Source organism: bacterium, from assembly GCA_022616075.1.
In the GTDB taxonomy this organism is placed as follows: Bacteria; Acidobacteriota; HRBIN11; order JAKEFK01; family JAKEFK01; genus JAKEFK01.
Genome location: JAKEFK010000084.1, coordinates 1 through 16,371, shown reverse-complemented (window position 1 = coordinate 16,371; position 16,371 = coordinate 1). Strand labels below are relative to the sequence as shown.

Annotated in this window: 15 protein-coding genes; 11 read left to right on the top strand and 4 right to left on the bottom strand. The window is 48.4% G+C overall.

Annotated features, from left to right (window positions below; genetic code table 11):
- The first annotated feature begins 1 nt into the window (after position 1).
- The gene (locus L0156_07330; GenBank protein ID MCI0602811.1) at positions 2-919 is read left to right on the top strand and encodes a hypothetical protein; all 918 of its coding nucleotides are present in this window, start codon (positions 2-4) and stop codon (positions 917-919) included.
- A 40-nt stretch (positions 920-959) separates the two neighbouring features.
- Here L0156_07330 and L0156_07325 read toward each other — a convergent pair whose 3' ends face one another.
- On the bottom strand, positions 960-2,168 hold the full coding sequence (locus L0156_07325) for an amidase (GenBank protein MCI0602810.1): 1,209 nt from the start codon (positions 2,166-2,168) through the stop codon (positions 960-962).
- Positions 2,169-2,351: 183 nt separating this feature from the next.
- On the opposite strand from L0156_07325, the gene L0156_07320 reads away from it, so the two are divergent.
- From L0156_07320 to L0156_07295, 6 genes are all read left to right on the top strand, one after another.
- The gene (locus tag L0156_07320; protein MCI0602809.1) at positions 2,352-2,519 is read left to right on the top strand and encodes a hypothetical protein; all 168 of its coding nucleotides are present in this window, start codon (positions 2,352-2,354) and stop codon (positions 2,517-2,519) included.
- Between the two features lie 336 nt (positions 2,520-2,855).
- Complete coding sequence (locus L0156_07315; protein MCI0602808.1) at positions 2,856-3,272, top strand: phosphatase PAP2 family protein; 417 nt, start codon at positions 2,856-2,858, stop codon at positions 3,270-3,272.
- Between the two features lie 198 nt (positions 3,273-3,470).
- Positions 3,471-4,139, top strand: coding sequence for an NUDIX hydrolase (locus L0156_07310; GenBank protein ID MCI0602807.1), 669 nt, complete (start codon positions 3,471-3,473; stop codon positions 4,137-4,139).
- A gap of 340 nt (positions 4,140-4,479) precedes the next feature.
- Entirely contained in the window at positions 4,480-6,213 is a 1,734-nt protein-coding gene (locus tag L0156_07305; protein MCI0602806.1) for a glycosyltransferase family 39 protein, read from the top strand.
- 67 nt (positions 6,214-6,280) lie between these two features.
- Positions 6,281-7,126, top strand: coding sequence for a class I SAM-dependent methyltransferase (locus L0156_07300; protein ID MCI0602805.1), 846 nt, complete (start codon positions 6,281-6,283; stop codon positions 7,124-7,126).
- Between the two features lie 393 nt (positions 7,127-7,519).
- Positions 7,520-8,731 carry a hypothetical protein gene (locus tag L0156_07295; GenBank protein MCI0602804.1) on the top strand — a complete coding sequence of 404 codons (1,212 nt, stop codon included), beginning with the start codon at positions 7,520-7,522 and terminating at the stop codon, positions 8,729-8,731.
- 23 nt (positions 8,732-8,754) lie between these two features.
- On the opposite strand, the gene L0156_07290 is transcribed toward L0156_07295, so the two are convergent.
- The 3 genes from L0156_07290 to L0156_07280 all read right to left on the bottom strand — a co-directional run bounded on the left by L0156_07290 (position 8,755) and on the right by L0156_07280 (position 10,095).
- Positions 8,755-9,105 carry an MTH938/NDUFAF3 family protein gene (locus L0156_07290; protein MCI0602803.1) on the bottom strand — a complete coding sequence of 117 codons (351 nt, stop codon included), beginning with the start codon at positions 9,103-9,105 and terminating at the stop codon, positions 8,755-8,757.
- A 483-nt stretch (positions 9,106-9,588) separates the two neighbouring features.
- The gene (locus tag L0156_07285) at positions 9,589-9,747 is read right to left on the bottom strand and encodes a hypothetical protein (GenBank protein MCI0602802.1); all 159 of its coding nucleotides are present in this window, start codon (positions 9,745-9,747) and stop codon (positions 9,589-9,591) included.
- Between the two features lie 6 nt (positions 9,748-9,753).
- Positions 9,754-10,095, bottom strand: coding sequence for a hypothetical protein (locus L0156_07280; GenBank protein ID MCI0602801.1), 342 nt, complete (start codon positions 10,093-10,095; stop codon positions 9,754-9,756).
- 120 nt (positions 10,096-10,215) lie between these two features.
- Here L0156_07280 and L0156_07275 point away from each other — a divergent pair, with 120 nt between their 5' ends.
- From L0156_07275 to L0156_07260, 4 genes are all read left to right on the top strand, one after another.
- On the top strand, positions 10,216-13,098 hold the full coding sequence (locus L0156_07275; GenBank protein MCI0602800.1) for a protein kinase: 2,883 nt from the start codon (positions 10,216-10,218) through the stop codon (positions 13,096-13,098).
- 74 nt (positions 13,099-13,172) lie between these two features.
- Positions 13,173-14,570, top strand: coding sequence for a sigma 54-interacting transcriptional regulator (locus L0156_07270; GenBank protein MCI0602799.1), 1,398 nt, complete (start codon positions 13,173-13,175; stop codon positions 14,568-14,570).
- 211 nt (positions 14,571-14,781) lie between these two features.
- Complete coding sequence (locus tag L0156_07265; GenBank protein MCI0602798.1) at positions 14,782-15,003, top strand: hypothetical protein; 222 nt, start codon at positions 14,782-14,784, stop codon at positions 15,001-15,003.
- A 170-nt stretch (positions 15,004-15,173) separates the two neighbouring features.
- The coding region (locus L0156_07260) for a hypothetical protein (GenBank protein ID MCI0602797.1) at positions 15,174-16,371 on the top strand (1,198 nt) is incomplete at its 3' end.

Below are 16,371 nucleotides of genomic sequence, written 5' to 3'. Positions count from 1 at the left end.
AATGAAACTGTTTTTGTATTTCGTAATTGTTTTTGTAATTTCTGTTGCATCGTTCGCAACTGCAGAACCGAACGAACCGGAGCCGATGGTTGAAGATGTATTCATAGAGGCTGCTCCCATGGAGACATCCGAAGGGCCGCATGGTGGCGCGCGTCACAAATTTATGTTCATCTCGGCCGAGATGGAACATGGCAAAGTCATCAAGGGCGCTCCTTACAGCGCCGAAGCTATTACAGAGAGGACGCAAACATTAGGAGACGGCAATCGGATTGTCCACAAAAACGCAGCAAAAGTTTTCAGAGACACTGAAGGGCGCACGCGACGCGAACAGCAACTCGACGCAATCGGAAACTGGGAAGCATCGGAAGATCCACCGCGTAGAATCTTTATCCAGGATCCGGTTGGAAAAATTCATTACGTACTGGAACCCGAAAATCAGATTGCGCGAAAGATAAAAATGGATGGGCTCAAAATGAAACGAGCAGCAAAGCCAGGCGATGAAGAGATGGAAGCCTTTGAAATGCATGCCCCCCATCCCATGGGTCCCGGTCATTTCACGAAAGAAGTGATGATCCGGAAGAGTCTGTCTGATAAGGATGCAAAGAAAGAATCACTGGGAAAACAAACCATCGAGGGTCTGGTAGTGGAAGGTACTCGAACCACAATCACGATTCCTGCCGGAGAAATGGGCAACGAATTGCCAATTCAGATTGTTTCCGAGCGCTGGTATTCACCCGACCTGCAGACGAATGTTTTGACTCGCCATAACGATCCAAGATTTGGCGAAACGGTTTATCAGCTGACCCGCATTGGCCGCGGAGAACAGGACCGCTCTCTATTTGAAGTCCCGCAAGGTTATAAAGTGGAAACCGGGCCGCCGGGGCACAAGATCATCAAGCGTGAAGTTCTAAAGGATTGAGTTTGCAGGCAAGATGCTTGCGCTCCGTTTGGGGCGCGGTCTATCGCGCCCCCAACCTCTTTGCCACGCCAAGCAAAAACGCATCTTCATGATGGCGTCCAATGATTGAGACACCCACAGGAATGCCATCGAGATCCACTAACGGCATCGAAATCTGAGGTGATCGCGCGACCCCTGCAATCGATGTGAGTGAAAGTGTCCTGAAATAATAGCCATTCGCTGCCTGATCCCGCCGTTCAATTGTTCCTTTAGGTGGAGCAACCGAAGCGGCCGTTGGAATACACAATAGATCATTCACTCCTAAAAAAGATTTCATTTTTAGAAAATAATGTTCGCGCCGCTTGAGCATAGGTGGCACAAGCTGTCTGTCCAGATTGCGAGCCAGCTCAATGCTTTCGCGGATCATGGAACCCATTTCTGGTTTTGCCGATTCAATCCAAGCTCCCAGACAATTCCAGGCTTCAGCGCGCTGAAGAACGCGGTAAATTTCATACCAATTGCTCAGATCCTGCACCGAATTTTCTGCATCGATTTCGCGAATGGAGGTTTCGCGGAATAAATCGTTGAATTCACTCATTGTTTCAACACAGTCCAGAACCGCGGCAGCGATTTTCGGATCTGCAACTTCAAAAGCTTCCTTAATGAGGTGAATCGTGGAAGGTTTTGGATCTTCCGGAATCGATGCGGATAGGAGCACCGAACCTACTTTAGCAAGCACGCTTCCGGTAGATGCAAGGACTCCCACTGTGTCAAAGCCCGGTGACAAAGGATTGACGCCCGCCACCGAAACCACTCCATGCGTGGGTCTGATTCCCCAGATTCCGCAATTCGACGCAGGAACGCGCACGGATCCACCGGTATCAGTTCCAAGAGCAAAATCTGCAAGCCCGCAAGCCACCGCAGATGCCGAACCGCAGGAAGAACCTCCCGGCACTCGATCAGGTGCAGCTGGATTCAACGGGGTCCCGTAAAAATGATTTTCTCCAATCAGACTATAGGCAAGCTCATCAGTGACTGTTTTTCCGATGCACCTTGCGCCGGCAGCCAGCAATTGTTCCACGCAAATTGCATGCGCAACAGCGGGCGGATGAGTTTCTTGCCATCGCGGATTTCCGCAACCGGTCTTCTGTCCTGCCAGATCGATCAGGTCTTTTGACGCAAAGCTTAAACCATCCAGAACTCCTGAACCGGTTGGAACAATCTCAAATGTATGAACAAAGGCGCCGCTCTCTTCGATCGTGTACTTCATGTTTTGATTCTAACCTATCCGAACTATCCTCATATCCGGTCTATTCTGACTGAAATCTAACCCCCGTTTCTCGAGTCGAGGTTGAAAAAGTCAACTTTTCAAACCGGCTTGTAGAGGACAGAAGTGACTCACGGGCCTGGCATGCGGTTTGCGCTGATACGAATCGGAAAGGAGGAAAAGAAAATGGTTAAGGGGATTTTGAGAATTCTGATGGTCTTGGCAATCCTGTTGTCTGCGGTCGGTTGTGGATCGAGTGGGGTCGACAATGGCGTAAGCTCTCAGGCAGTTGGCGGCGGTCAAGGTCGTGGTGGTGAACGCCCCGGCAGAGATCCGGGACCGATCCAACGTTGAACACGTTGCAGTGAGCAGTGAGTGAACGACAACTCGGCACTCATTGCTCATTACTCTGGCACTTATAACGCACTTCTCATGGCTCCTACCGGCGCGGAGAGAAACTTCCCCTGAAACTCTCCGCGCCAAGTCTTTTACCCCCCAGTAAAACCATCGCAATGCAGCGTCAATCCAAAAACCGTAGACTACAACTGGTGAAATAGGATTTTGGACATTATAGTTGGGAAATAGATGAGAAGAATCGTTAGCAGTTTGATGGATTGGGACCAGAAGATTGTTTTGGATCTCGTTCCACAGCGAAGCGAAAAACTTAATCGCTTCATGACTTTTGCGACAATGCTGGGCAACGGCTGGCTCTGGCTGGCCATCGGGTTATTCGCGCTGATAGCAGATAAACCCGCGGAACGTTTGTTCTTTCAGCTGGCGCTTGGAATAGGGCTGCAATTGTTCTTATATCTGTTCATAAAACATGCTTGTTCGCGACGACGTCCTTTTGAACTTTTGGAAGATGTCACGTGCATTCTTCGCCCCGACGATCGTTATTCCTTTCCTTCAGGTCATACATCCGCTGCGTTTGTCGTGCTGGCAACAGTCGGGCTCTTTTACAGCTTCCTGTTTCTGCCCCTGCTCTTCCTTGCCGTACTCATTGGATTCTCAAGAATCTATCTGGGAGTCCACTATCCCACCGACGTTCTGGCAGGAGCCTTTCTCGGCGTTCTCTGCGCTGAAATCGCCCGCTGGCTGATTCCCTAAGCAGCGCAGGCATCTTGCCTGCATTATGGGAGAGTGGATCAGGACAATCCGCTGAAGATCGAGTCTTTGATGCCGGCAAGCGGCATTATTTTCAGCGATGGAGTGGAATCCGACTTCCTTCACTTTAATTCGGGGGCAACAGTTACCATCGCTCCCTCCCCTGTTCAGACTCGACTAGTTGTGAAATAAAATCAGAGCATGGGCGGTATCAGAGTAACAGTGGATACGGTGATCTTTCGAATGATCGATGAAAAGCTGAACGCGCTGCTTGTAAAAAGGAAGTACGCTCCTTTTCAGGGGGATTGGGTGATTCCAGGCGGTTTCGTTCATGAAGAAGAAACGCTGGAAGCTGCAGCCTCGCGTGAGCTCGACGAAGAGACGGGCCTCAAGAATGTTTACCTGGAACAACTCTACTCCTTTGGCGATCCGGAAAGAGATCCTCGTGGACGAGTCATCACGATCACGTATCTTGCGCTCCTTCCTTCCAGCGGAGAACTCAGGGCTTCCACGGATGCGTCCGAAGCGAAATGGTTTCCAGTGCGGTCGCTCCCTAAACTCGCGTTCGATCACAAAAGGATTCTTGACTACGCGCTCGAAAGGTTGCGGATCAAACTCGAATATACCACCGCCGAATTCAAGCTTCTACCGGAAAAATTTACTCTTACCGAATTACAAAACGTCTACGAAGCAGTTCTGAATAAGAAATTGGACAAACGAAATTTCCGGAGAAAGATCGCCCTGCTCCGAATCTTGCAGCCATTAAATGATTGGAAACGAGAAGGAATCAGCCGGCCCGCGCAGCTGTTCCGATTCTCTGCGCGCAAATTTGAAAAGCTGAAAGATAAAGGAATCCTGTTTCCATTCTGATTAGTAAATCGTGGATCGTGATCCACGATTATCATTGCTGGAGTATGCTCAGAGCATGCGCCAGCCTGCAGGTCGCGATCAGCAAGTGTGCATCTTGAATCTCGTTTAAGCGGTCGATCGCTTCTTCCAAACGGATCCAGTGAAGCGTGGCCTTTGCAGTGGACTCGGCATCGATTTCTGCGGGCGAAAGGATAAACCGTTTCAGGGGTAATTCCGGGAGTTGGGGGATCTCTAAACTTTACCTCGTGCCGCCGCTGTGCCTTCTGTGAGCTTTGGGGAAGATCGCGCTGCCTCTGAGCTAAAGTTAGACCTCAGTAGTATTTTTGGTATTATCTGACTCGTGAATTCGACGATCATGCTTGAATCTTTGAAAAAAGGACCGAGCATACTGGCAGTCGGTAGTGTAACCCTCTTAGCAGCAATCCTACTCTTATGGAATCTCGGCGCGATCCAGCAATTTACGAGAGCCGAAGTATTTTATGCTGAGATCGCCCGCGAAATGCTGGCAAGCGGCGACTGGCTTACCCCTCACTTTTGCGACAAGATCTTTTTCGATAAGCCCCCTATTTCCTACTGGCTGATTGCCTTCAGCTTTCAAGTATTCGGAGTGAGCGAAACTTCTGCGCGTCTTCCTTCCGCGCTTGCCGGTATCCTTACGGTTGTTTGCACGACTCTCTTCGCCATACGCTATTTTGACGCGCGATCCGGCTTCCTGAGTGGTTTGGTACTTCTTACTTCTTTCGGCTTTTGGAGTTTTGCGCGTTATGCTATGTCCGATATATTTTTTACGCTCTTTCTGACCATTGCCCTGCTGTCTTATCACGAAGGCTTCCGGTTGGAAAAAAAATGGCAAGCCTGGCTCATTGCCGGCCACGTCAGTCTTGCACTGGCATTCAATACCAAAGGACCCATTAGTCCTATTCTCGCCGGCCTGGCTATTCTGTTGACGATCATTCTACGCAGCCATCTAAAATGGAAGCGACTGTTCTATCCTCCGGCTATCGTTATCTTTTTTCTTGTTGCTCTTCCATGGTATGTTTCGGCCTATCTGAATCACGGATCCTACTTTATCGAATATTTTTTCTACGGAGAAAATTTTTCCCGATTCTTCGGGAGCGAATACTTCCGAAAAGCTATGCTGGACAATCCAGGCAGACTTAGCCAGAGTGCCACTCACGCCCCCGGGTATTACATAAAGGTACTCTTAGCGTTGGCTTTTCCCTGGTCCCTTTGGCTTCCTGGTTCGCTCGTGGTTTATCTAAAAGAAAGGAAGCGTGATCCTTCGAATCAGAAGACGACGATGTATCTTATTTGTTGGGCAATTGCCCCGGTAGTTTTCTTTTCGTTATCCCGGTATCAATTGGATTACTATATTCTCCCATCTTATCCTGCGATGGCGATTCTAGTCGGCTCTGCTCTCTCGCGAATTGCTGGTATGGAAGGCAGATTTGTGCATGCTTCTCGGATCATCCTGATCCTCATCTCAATCACGCTGATTGTACTATCTTATTTGCTCTGGAGGAGCTCCATTGCGTTATACCCGGATCTCAGTGGATGGTTTCACGTGGCCTTGCCGGTTGTTGCGTTCCTATGCACGGCGTTACTGCTTGGCACTTTGAAGCGACGCTATCAGCCCGCATTTCCTTATGTACTCGCTTCAACGATGTTTTGTATTCTCCTTTTTTTAAGCGCTTTGCAGTATCCGCTGTCAAAGAGATATCAGACAGTACCACGCCTTGCGCGAGCAATCATTGGAGAGGCTACCGGCAAAATCCGAGTTGCAACCGGCTTTGAGCTTGCCGGCTGGCATCCGGACGTAAGATTCTATACGGGCCTTCCCGTGGAAACTCTGGAGGATCTGCAAGAAGTGAAAACCTTCATTCGGAAGCCGGGTCTCGCCTTTTTGATCCTTCCCGAATCAAAATTAAAAGACGCGTTCGATGGTTCAAGCTTTTACCATATTGTCGATAGGGGACCGTATCTTGGACATCGATTGCCGGGTTCCAATTTCTATGACCGGCCGAAAAAACACATCAGCGTTGTTCTGGTAGCCATCAATTTTCAGAACAGGTAGTGTCCTGTAACATATGAATGTTTACTGACTCCTCCCCCTTACATTTCGTTGAATTACAATTAGGTTCATGATTGACGACTGTACCAATAACCCGAACAGCATAAAGTTTTATGTTAAAAGGTATTTGCAGGGCTTATCAACCGATCTAAAAGATAAAATTGTAATTGATATTCCCGCAGGCAGTGGCGCCACCACCGAAATACTACTGGACCTGGGCGCAAGAGTCGAAGCGTTTGATTTGTTTCCCGAATATTTCATGGTGAAAAACATGGAATGCAAACGCGCGGATATTGTAAACACCATTCCCGTAACCGACGATTATGCCGACATGCTTATCTGCCAGGAAGGAATAGAACACTTCAGCGACCAGCTTAAAGTGTTTAAGGAATGCAACCGCGTTTTAAAACATAGCGGCAAGTTGCTGATAACAACACCCAGCTATTCCAATCTGTCCTCAAAACTCAGCTATCTTTTGTTCGAGAGCGAGACAAACACGAAAATGCCTCCGAATGAAATCGATGATGTATGGATGTCGGATAAAGCCATAACCAATGAAATTTTTCACGGCCATATCTTCCTGATCGGCCTGCAGAAACTGAGAGTAATCGCAAAGCTTGCAGGATTTAAAGTGAAGGAAATAAGATACGTGCGCATCAGCAGAGGCTCCGTTGCGTTGTTTCCCCTTCTATATCCTTTCATATTGGGAAATTCCTTGCTGACTTATTGCAGAAACATTTTCAAGAATGAAGGAGTTGCCAAAAGAGATGTATACAGAGAACAGCTGCGGATCAATATCAATCCAGTCAACCTGATCAACAAGCATACGTTCATTGTTTTTGAGAAAGAGAAAAGCCTGAGAGATCTTGACTTTCGCAACGAAAAGGTCATCCGGCTGTTTGACAAGATACTGTAGCAATTTCCTAACTAGCGGCGGAGCATTGCCGTCCACCGCTTTCAGGAGTTACCACTAAGTCCCGAAGATTTGTTCGGTATAAGTCATCGCATCTTCATCCGCTAACCGGCGCCAATCCAGTGCCTGCGCATCTCGCAGACGCTGCGCCGTTCTGGCCAGGTCCTGGGGGTTCCCACAGCCGCTCTTTGCGAAGCGGAATATGGTTCGGAACCTGTCCCTTGAACACGGAATATGAGGAGGGATTCATCCGGTGAACTCTTGAAACTTCTCGATGAAATGTGCTCGATGGCAAGTAGATAGGACTCTAATCAAAACGGTATGAACTTTGCAACGTAGGTTGCGGTCCCGCAAAGTGAAACAGAATCGTTCCCGGATGTGTCTAACAGAATGAATATGAACGTGAATAGTTTGAAACTGATGTGTCTGCTTTTCACGATGTTACTTCCTCCTGCGCTTGCGCAACCCGGCAAATATGAAAAAGTTGCAATTGAGGGTTTCGGTGATCCCAAAAATGTAACGCTTGGACCATTTGTTAAATTTCAAGGATTTTTGTATGTGGCAGGATTAAATACTCATAGTGGTTGCCAGGTTTGGCGAAGTCAGGATGGAAATCGCTGGGAAATTGTAGTCGGTCCCGGAGCAAAGACTGCCAGTGGATTTGGAAATTCCAAAAATACATCGATCAATGAGTTGCTGGTTTTTCGCGGTTGGCTTTATGCGGGAATCTGGAATGAAGAACAGGGCGCGGAGTTAAGGAAAACAAAAGATGGTGAACTGTGGCAGGCAGTTGTTGGGGATGGCGCAGCAGTCGCCAACGGCTTTGGACAATTGGAGAATTCCGGAATCACAGCGCTGAATAGTTTTAAGGGATTGTTGATTGCTGCGACAGGAAGTCTTTACTGTAACAAAGATGCTCCGGGAACAGAGATCTGGATTTCAGAGGATGAAGGCAAAAGTTGGGAACCGGTTGCAGGAGGGCGATTCCATCCCCAGCTATCGCTGGGTCGCGACGCCAAATACATCCTGGATCTGGAAGTCTTCCAGAATAGGATCTACGCAGCTACGGGCGACCAGCGTCAAGAAGGCTCTGAAATCTGGCGAAGCGCTGATGGCGTTTCCTGGGAGCCAGTTGTAGGCGCAGACGCGAAGCACGAAGTAAGCATGGGAAACACCGGTCACGATATGATCTATGATTTGAGTGTTTACGCCGGACATTTATATGCCGCTGTTCTCAGTCATGTAAACCAGGGTGGAGCGCTCTGGCGAAGCTCCGATGGCAATAACTGGGAAATCATCGTTGGCGATCAGAATTCACGTCACCCATCCGGTTTCAATAATAATAAGGAGAATTACGGATTCATTTCACTCACAGACTTCGGTGGCCGATTATTTCTCTCAACTGCCAACAAACAAGGGACACAATTATGGGCTAGTGAGAATGGCGCTCAATGGGAGTTGATCCTGACGCCTGAAAAATCCGAATCGTCCGATGATTCAGCCAATACCTGGATTCTCAATCTCACCGTATTTCAAGGGAACCTCTACGCCGGCACATCCAATTCAAAAGAAGGCGTGGAGATCTGGCGCATACGGTCGCTTCCCTGAATAAGCACCTTCATAATCCTGTGTTAGCAAGTTATGTGAAGGATGGCGTTGGTGTCATCGGACTGGTTTTTCAGGATCTCGATTGCCTTAAGCGTAGGAAGGATACGCAGCTCGATGTTTCGGCGGCCAGCTTCACGCTTCACTTCTTCCATTACCGGCAACCGCCCGTAGGCGCCTGTTCCGACAACCAAACGGTTGCATTTCCAGGGGATCGCTTCCTCCAGAGATAAAGGCGTGTGTCCAAACTCGTCACGGAATTTCTTGGAGGGCTTTTTCTTTCGCTTGAAGATCTCCCCACGGTCGATCAGCACATCATGCTCATAGGTGATCCCATTAATCTGAATGGAACCGAAAGAAAACTTACCGAAACGCATATGCACCTCCATTATTTAAATGTCAGATCAAGTTGACCTAACGCGAATCAACCTTTTTATGCGCCGCTTGTGCCGGTATCGGCGTGAGGAAGACGTTTTTTCAGTCCTTTCGGTCGTTTTTTTGACAATCGTATAACCGGTTATAGAGTTTTCGCCGTTGGGCCAATAGGTCCAAGTCCATTGAACGTCTTCGTCTTCTTCGAGCCACACGCTGAGGACACGATTGGCTTGAATCGGAGAGGCGGGAATCAGTGTGGCAGCAGGTGCAAATCCGATCCGACTAGGTTGGTTGTCAGGATTTCTTGCCATGTTTCAATAATCTGAACGCAAATCTTCAATGTCAAATTGGGTTCGAGATCGATTATACGAATGCTGTATTGGCCCGCCCGGTAACAACGGGAGAATCACTAAGCAATGCCTGTTGTAGCAATTTCGATCCCTCATTTGCTAACGCAGGATCGTTCGATACGCGACTCTTCAATTTCAGAAGCGTCCCGCGAATCGCCAGCACTTCGGCATGATTCGGATTTGTTTTTTCAGCCGCAACGGTTTGCTCAAAAGACGTGCAATATTCGGATGATCAAAGTTTGCCAGTATTTGCCGTTCGTTTCGGAAACGGCGAAGCACCTGTTCGGTGTCCATTCCTCGCTATATGAGTTTTATGGCAACCTGCTTCTTGTACTCCTGGTCAGCCCACGCGGCCAAATAGACAGCACCCATCCCTCCCCGTCCAATTTCTTTCAGGATTCTGTATGGACCGATCTGCTGATCAACCGTGACGAAGTTCTCTTCCTCCGCCAGCGCTACTGCAGCATCCTGAAAAACGGGAGTCTCGATAAAATCATGAGACTGAAGGTAAGCACCTATGAGAGCTTGAACTTGGTTTCTGAATGGCTCATCGTCTCCACAGGATTCTGCCAGAAAACGGCTCTGTTCTCCACTTTCCAAGTCCAACCAGGTAGAAAAAACCTCATTGATCTTGTTCTCCAACGTTCCTTGTCCATGCCTCCGCCGGTAAAAGTCTCCATTCTAACAAAGTGATGATGGTTTCAGCCGAAATTGTGCGAAATGTCGGCGGTTATAATAATGTTTAAGTGACAAGAGGAAATATTGAGTCGGTCAGGAACTCGGCTGTCCCGCCCTTTCGTTCAAGTGTTGCTAATCGAACAGGACCCGGATACGATTTCGGCCGTCTCAACACTTCTGTCTGAAATACAAGAATGCCGATTACACGTTAGCTCTTCTTATTCTGATGCGCTTTTAGCCATCTTAGAAAATCCACCGAACCTCATTTTGTTTACTCATGGATTGCCCGGAAGAAATAGCCTGGAAGTTTTTGCCTCCATCCGAAACAAATATCCTTCCATCTATCTGATTGTTACCCTACCTGCAGCCAATCAGGATTTGATTGATCAATACAAGAAAGCGGGCGCCGCTGATTGCATCATCAAAGATGAAAATTATCTCGCCACTCTTGGGAGTGATATCCAAAAAGCCTTGGTTCAGATTTCATCAAATTCGGTAAGCCAAAAGACGCCATTCGTGTCCCAAAAGGATGGTAGCTCATCAGACGAATTACTCTCCATGCTTTCCGCCCTGGAACCCGGCGAGAAGATCTTACACTATCAGATTCTCGATGCAATCGGAGAAGGTGGAATGGGGGAAGTATATAAGGCACAGGACTTGAAACTCGGGCGAATTGTTGCCATCAAAGCGCTTCCTCTTGCGATTAGCAACGATGAACAGGCGCGCCGGAGGTTCATGCGTGAAGCACAATCCGCATCCAGACTGAATCATCCTGGAATCGTAACGATTCACGCGATCGAAGAGGTCGAGGATTTTCAATTCATTGTCATGGAATATGTGGAAGGAGAAAGCCTGGGAATAGTGTTGGAACGGGGTCCATTGCCGTTGAGTCGGTTGATTGCTATCGGCTCTCAGGCCGCCGAGGCACTCGGAGCGGCGCACGCCGCTGGTCTGATTCATCGGGATATCAAACCCGCGAACATCATGATCACTACTCAGGATAAGCTCAAAATTCTTGATTTTGGTCTGGCAAAACCGATTTCACTCTCTGAGTTCAGTGTTGCGAGTAGGGTGAATCCAGAGCCATTGGAAACGACAGAATTGACCAGCGGGGGAGCAGTTCTGGGCACTGTTTCTTACATGTCTCCCGAACAAACTCGAGGGGAGACACTGGATGCGCGAACCGATATATTCTCGCTGGGATGCGTGTTGTATCAAGCGGCCACGTGCAAGAAACCTTTTGGTGGTGCGAGCATCATTGCGACGATGAACGAAATTGAAACAAGCGATCCTTCATCGCCCAGCAGCATCCAGGCGGGATTGCCCAAAGAATTCGATGACATCATCGCGCAATGTCTGGCAAAAGACAGAACTCTGAGAACACTCTCCGCGCAACAACTCGCAGAGGATCTGAAAAAGCTATTGCTTTCCGGTACACCGGCGCAGCAAAGTGAAGGACAAACGCAACGTTCGATCGAATCCGCCGGAATTCCACGTCCGCAGAGCTTGCTCTTGCGCATTTGTACTGTCGTTATCATGACCATTCTTCTCATTGCCGGACTTCGTTATTGGGAAAACGAAACCACCGGCAAGAAAGCCATTCACTCAATTGCGGTCCTTCCTTTTGTCAATGCCGGCTCCGATCCGAAAACGGAATACCTGTGTGATGGGATTACGGAAAGTCTCATCAACAATCTTACCCGCGTACCCACTCTGCAGGTCATGGCGAGAGGAACGGTTTTCGCTTATAAGACGAAAAAAGTTGATCCGCGGAAGGTCGGACGCGATCTGAAAGTAGATGCGATTGTAACAGGCAGCGTCACGCAGCAAGGAGAAATGCTCATTGTTCAAGCCGATCTGGTGAATGTTGAAAACGGCGTGCAGTTATGGGGCGATCAGTACAATCGCAACTTTTCCGACATCCTGATGATTCAATCGGAAATTTCAAAACAGATTGCCGAACAACTTCGCCTGAAACTTACAACTGAGCAAAAAGAGAAGATGGCTAAACGCGATACGGAAAATTCGGAAGCGTATCAATTCTATCTGAAAGGCCGTTACTACTGGAATAAACGAACCGGAGAATCTATCAAGAGAAGTGTTGAATACTACAAACAGGCCGTCGAAAAGGATCCGGGCTATGCGAAGGCATACGCTGCGATAGCCGAGGCTTTCGTCCTCTATAACGTTTATGATCTCGAACAAACAAAGACGTCCCATCAAAAAGCCAGGGAATATGCAAAGAAAGCGCTGAGTCTGGATGATTCCATTGCACCGGCGCATATCGCACTTGCCTTGACCATGATTAACAACTACAACTGGGAGGAAGCAGAAAGAGAATTCAAACGCGCAATCGAGGCAGATCCGAATTACGCTACGGCGCATCAATGGCTGGGCATCAACCTTTTGTTGTGTCTCGGCCGGTTTGATGAGGCTATCTCAGAGTTGAAAAAGGCTGAGCAGCTGGAGCCGCTCTCGCTCATTATCGGGTCGGATCTGGGTCAAGTTCTGTGTTGGGCGGGACGTTACGATGAAGCAATTGCGCAATTGAAGGGTGTGTTGGAACTGGACGGTAATTTTTTTGTAGCTCATATGTACCTTGCCGAAGCGTATATGTTGAAGGGTAGCTACTTCGAAGCCATGGCTGAAGCTGAGACTGCGCTTCAACTAAATGACACTCCCTGGGCGCATCAGATGATGGGCAAGGTGTACGCCTTTGAAGGAAGAAAGGGTGATGCTCGGAAGGTGATCAATAAACTGAAAGAACTCTCGCAGCGGAAGTACCTCAATCCTGAGAATTTTGCCGAGCTTTATGCAGTGATGGGAGATAAGGATCAAGCCTTCCAATGGATTCAAAAGGCTTACGAAACGGACACGATTGTGGGTTTCAAAGCGAACCCTTTCTACGCTTCGCTTCGGTCCGACCCACGCTATTCGGAATTGCTGCACAAAATCAGGCTTAACTAAAAAATCAAATTACAGGAAATATAGCTGTCTCCCGAACTTTTTCACATTTAGCGAACTATGATTAAATGTAGAAAATGTTACTCCTGGTCGCTGATTGCTTCGGAAGAACGATCCAGTTTCCTTTGACCGATGATTATCAGGAAGTCATGGTTAGGTCACTTCCCGAAAGTCACATCTATCTGCCGTACAAAGGAGTTTCCAGGTGCCATTTTTCTCTGACTCGGATTGGAAACGATTGGATACTGACGGATTCTGGAAGCACAAACGGAACACGCTTGAATGGCGTGAAAATTGAAAAGTCGATCATCAAACCCAACGACCTAATTCATGTGGGAATCGTAGAACTCAAAGTACTGGAGTCCGATGTGAATAGGCTGATAAGAATTCCCGCAGAAGAGGCGGAAAGTGGTAAGGCAGATCGGACTGACAGGGTGAGCGCATTAGAACCAGCTTTGAAGGGAAGCATTTTTGTTTCCAGGAAGCTCGTTTTCCCGGACGGAATGATTCCGGGAAAATCCTCCGCAATGATGAGCATTTACCAACAAATGCATTCGCTTGCGGAAAGCGACGTGAGCGTTTTGCTGATCGGCGAAACAGGAACAGGAAAGGAGATGTTTGCGCGCATGCTGCACGCATCGGGTAAACGCGCCTCAGGCCCGTTCATTGTGGTGAATTCCGCAGCCATTCCTGCGGAGCTGTTCGAAGCAGAATTGTTTGGAATCGGAGAAAAAGTTGCAACCGATGTTAGCAAAAGAAAAGGAAAGTTCGAACTGGCTCATGAAGGAACATTTTTTTTGGACGAATTGGGCGCATTTCCCATCGCGTGTCAGGCGAAACTCTTGCGCTCCCTTGAGGAGAAGGCGATTACGCGGATTGGTGAGCATCACCCGATCAAAGTTGATTTCCGGCTGATATCCGCCATGAATGAAGATCCGCAGGAGCTGATTCAAAGTGGTAGGCTCAGAGAGGATCTATATCACCGTCTAACAACTGTTGAGCTTCTGATTCCTCCGCTGAGAGAGCGGAGGGATGATATTCCCGGGCTGATCCTTGGGACTCTGCGACAGATTTCAAAGAAGGAAAAAAAACCGATCGCTGGAATCAGCAAACAATTATTTTCTTTGCTTGCCGCTTATTCTTATCCGGGCAATATCCGGGAACTTGTAAATTTACTAAGCTCCATTGTCGCTTTGGCTCATCCCGGTGAAATTCTGGATCTTCATCTTGCACCGGGCAAGCTTCTTCAACAAGGAGCCAACAAATCTCCGGCAAGCGATCCGGATCTGGCCGAGGACTCGATCGATCTCCGCGGGCAAATGGATGCGCTGAGCAGAAAATTAGTTCTGCGCGCATTGAATTTGCACGACTGGAATATGACCGACACCGCAAAGTCTTTGCGAATTACGCGATTCGGTTTACGAAAAATGATGAAGCGCCTAAACATTCCAACTAAAGAGAACTCCCAGCCTTAGCTGCCTTCCTAACGGTAACTATGTTGACAGTATCCGGACAGTGCTCCGACGATCCTAACCTGGCACAGTGATTGCTTTGACCAGATTGTTCGTTCGGAGGTGAAACATGGCCTTAATTCGCTGTTCAGCTTGCGGGAGAGCAAGTATAGACGTAGACCGAAAGTGTCAATTCTGTGGAAAATTTCTCAAAACCAGCATATGGACACGGAAATTGAGACGGAAGGAAGCTTACGGCTTTCTTTTGATTATCACTGGCAGTTTCCTTCTTCCTCAGATGAAAGTTATTGCGATTCTCTTGCTGCTTCTGGGATTCACAGTCGCCGCCTTCAGTTTTGTAAAACGACGCGTGCCGTATAACAACCGTCCCAAAGTCTTTGCAAATCACGCGATTTGGATAACGGAAAGTGATGAATCGACTGAACGCCTACTGTAAACAACACTCCTATCCCTCCGTTAGAAAATCAACTCCGAAACGGCAACTTTGTTCACATATCACCGGTTTAAAACCGGCACATGTGACCTTCAGTTGCCACTTCAATCCACTCATAGCCTCGATGCGCTGCTGGCATAGCGGTTGCTCTAACTTGCATTGTGAGGGCAACGATGCAAGCAATTTGGCGGTTCCCCATCTTTCTTTTAACGGTGTTCATTCTTGTGATACTTCCGGCAACAGTTTCCGCTCAAACATATCAATTTGTTACGCTTCCCGGAAAATCCGGAAATAAGACGCTAACCGTTACTGATGCGGACGGCACGAAAGTCACATTTAATCTGAACAACGGTGGGTTGGGCGAAGTCGTGGTTAACGGAACAATCTGGGACGTCCGTCTGACCGCCACTACGAGCTCGTCTGCGCTTACAATCAGCACCAATAACGGAGGGGACGGCCGGGTAACGATTCACGACATCCAATGTACGGGCCCTCTTGCGGCAATCAATGCGGCGACAACTGATCTGACAGGGACGCTATCCCTGAATCAGCCAATCACCCAACTTACGTTAGGTGATTTGTTCGGCGGAGCCATCACAGTAAATGGCTCAGTGTCTACGCTCACAGTGCGCGATGTTAAACCGGGCAGCATCTGGGTGAACGGTCCCGTCACAACTCTATCGATCGGCCAAATCCATGGTGTCGTTGCAGTGAATGGTGCAGTTGATACTCTGACGACCGGCAAAATCATTGGAGGGACCCTTACGATTAACGGAGCCATAAATTCGCTCACAACCGCTGCGATACAAAACGGCACGCTCGCCGTTCAATCCGTTTCTACTCTGATAACAGGCGACTTAACGAATGCCAATATTCTGGTTGGAACTTACCTGGGTAAGGATGGTGCGCTCGGCGGGACAGCACTCGATGCCGATGCCTTTGGGCCCGGAAGCATCGGTAAGTTCCGCGTAAACGGTTCAGTGACAGGCTCGACCATCCGGGTAGGAGTGGATCCCGTTGACGGAATTTTCGGAAATGGAAATGATGTGATTGCGGGCGGTGCGGCAAGCTCGATTGATTCGATTACGATTACAGGAACACTCTCAAATGATAGCCTCATCATCGCAGGCGCTCTCCCTGCTACGGCCCTCATCAACAACCAGACCATTAGCAATCTTGCCAATGATCCGCGGTTCAGTAATGATCTCACGGGACCAGCACTCACTTCGGCGCTCACACAGGATACCGGCGTTTCCAATGTCGATAACATAACTAGTGTAGTGCGTCTAACGCTTCTTTACTTATCTCGATCTTTCTCAGGATACTTTCTGGAGTGGCGGTCCAGACAAAGATTTTGGGAGTTTGGTTGTT

Coding starts and splice junctions, on each gene's coding strand:
- L0156_07320 (MCI0602809.1), top strand. CDS start 2,352: ATGGTTAAGGGGATTTTGAGAATTCTGATGGTCTTGGCAATCCTGTTG.
- L0156_07315 (MCI0602808.1), top strand. CDS start 2,856: ATGCTGGGCAACGGCTGGCTCTGGCTGGCCATCGGGTTATTCGCGCTG.
- L0156_07325 (MCI0602810.1), bottom strand. CDS start 2,168: ATGAAGTACACGATCGAAGAGAGCGGCGCCTTTGTTCATACATTTGAG.
- L0156_07290 (MCI0602803.1), bottom strand. CDS start 9,105: ATGCGTTTCGGTAAGTTTTCTTTCGGTTCCATTCAGATTAATGGGATC.
- L0156_07295 (MCI0602804.1), top strand. CDS start 7,520: ATGAACGTGAATAGTTTGAAACTGATGTGTCTGCTTTTCACGATGTTA.
- L0156_07270 (MCI0602799.1), top strand. CDS start 13,173: ATGTTACTCCTGGTCGCTGATTGCTTCGGAAGAACGATCCAGTTTCCT.
- L0156_07310 (MCI0602807.1), top strand. CDS start 3,471: ATGGGCGGTATCAGAGTAACAGTGGATACGGTGATCTTTCGAATGATC.
- L0156_07285 (MCI0602802.1), bottom strand. CDS start 9,747: ATGGACACCGAACAGGTGCTTCGCCGTTTCCGAAACGAACGGCAAATA.
- L0156_07330 (MCI0602811.1), top strand. CDS start 2: ATGAAACTGTTTTTGTATTTCGTAATTGTTTTTGTAATTTCTGTTGCA.
- L0156_07300 (MCI0602805.1), top strand. CDS start 6,281: ATGATTGACGACTGTACCAATAACCCGAACAGCATAAAGTTTTATGTT.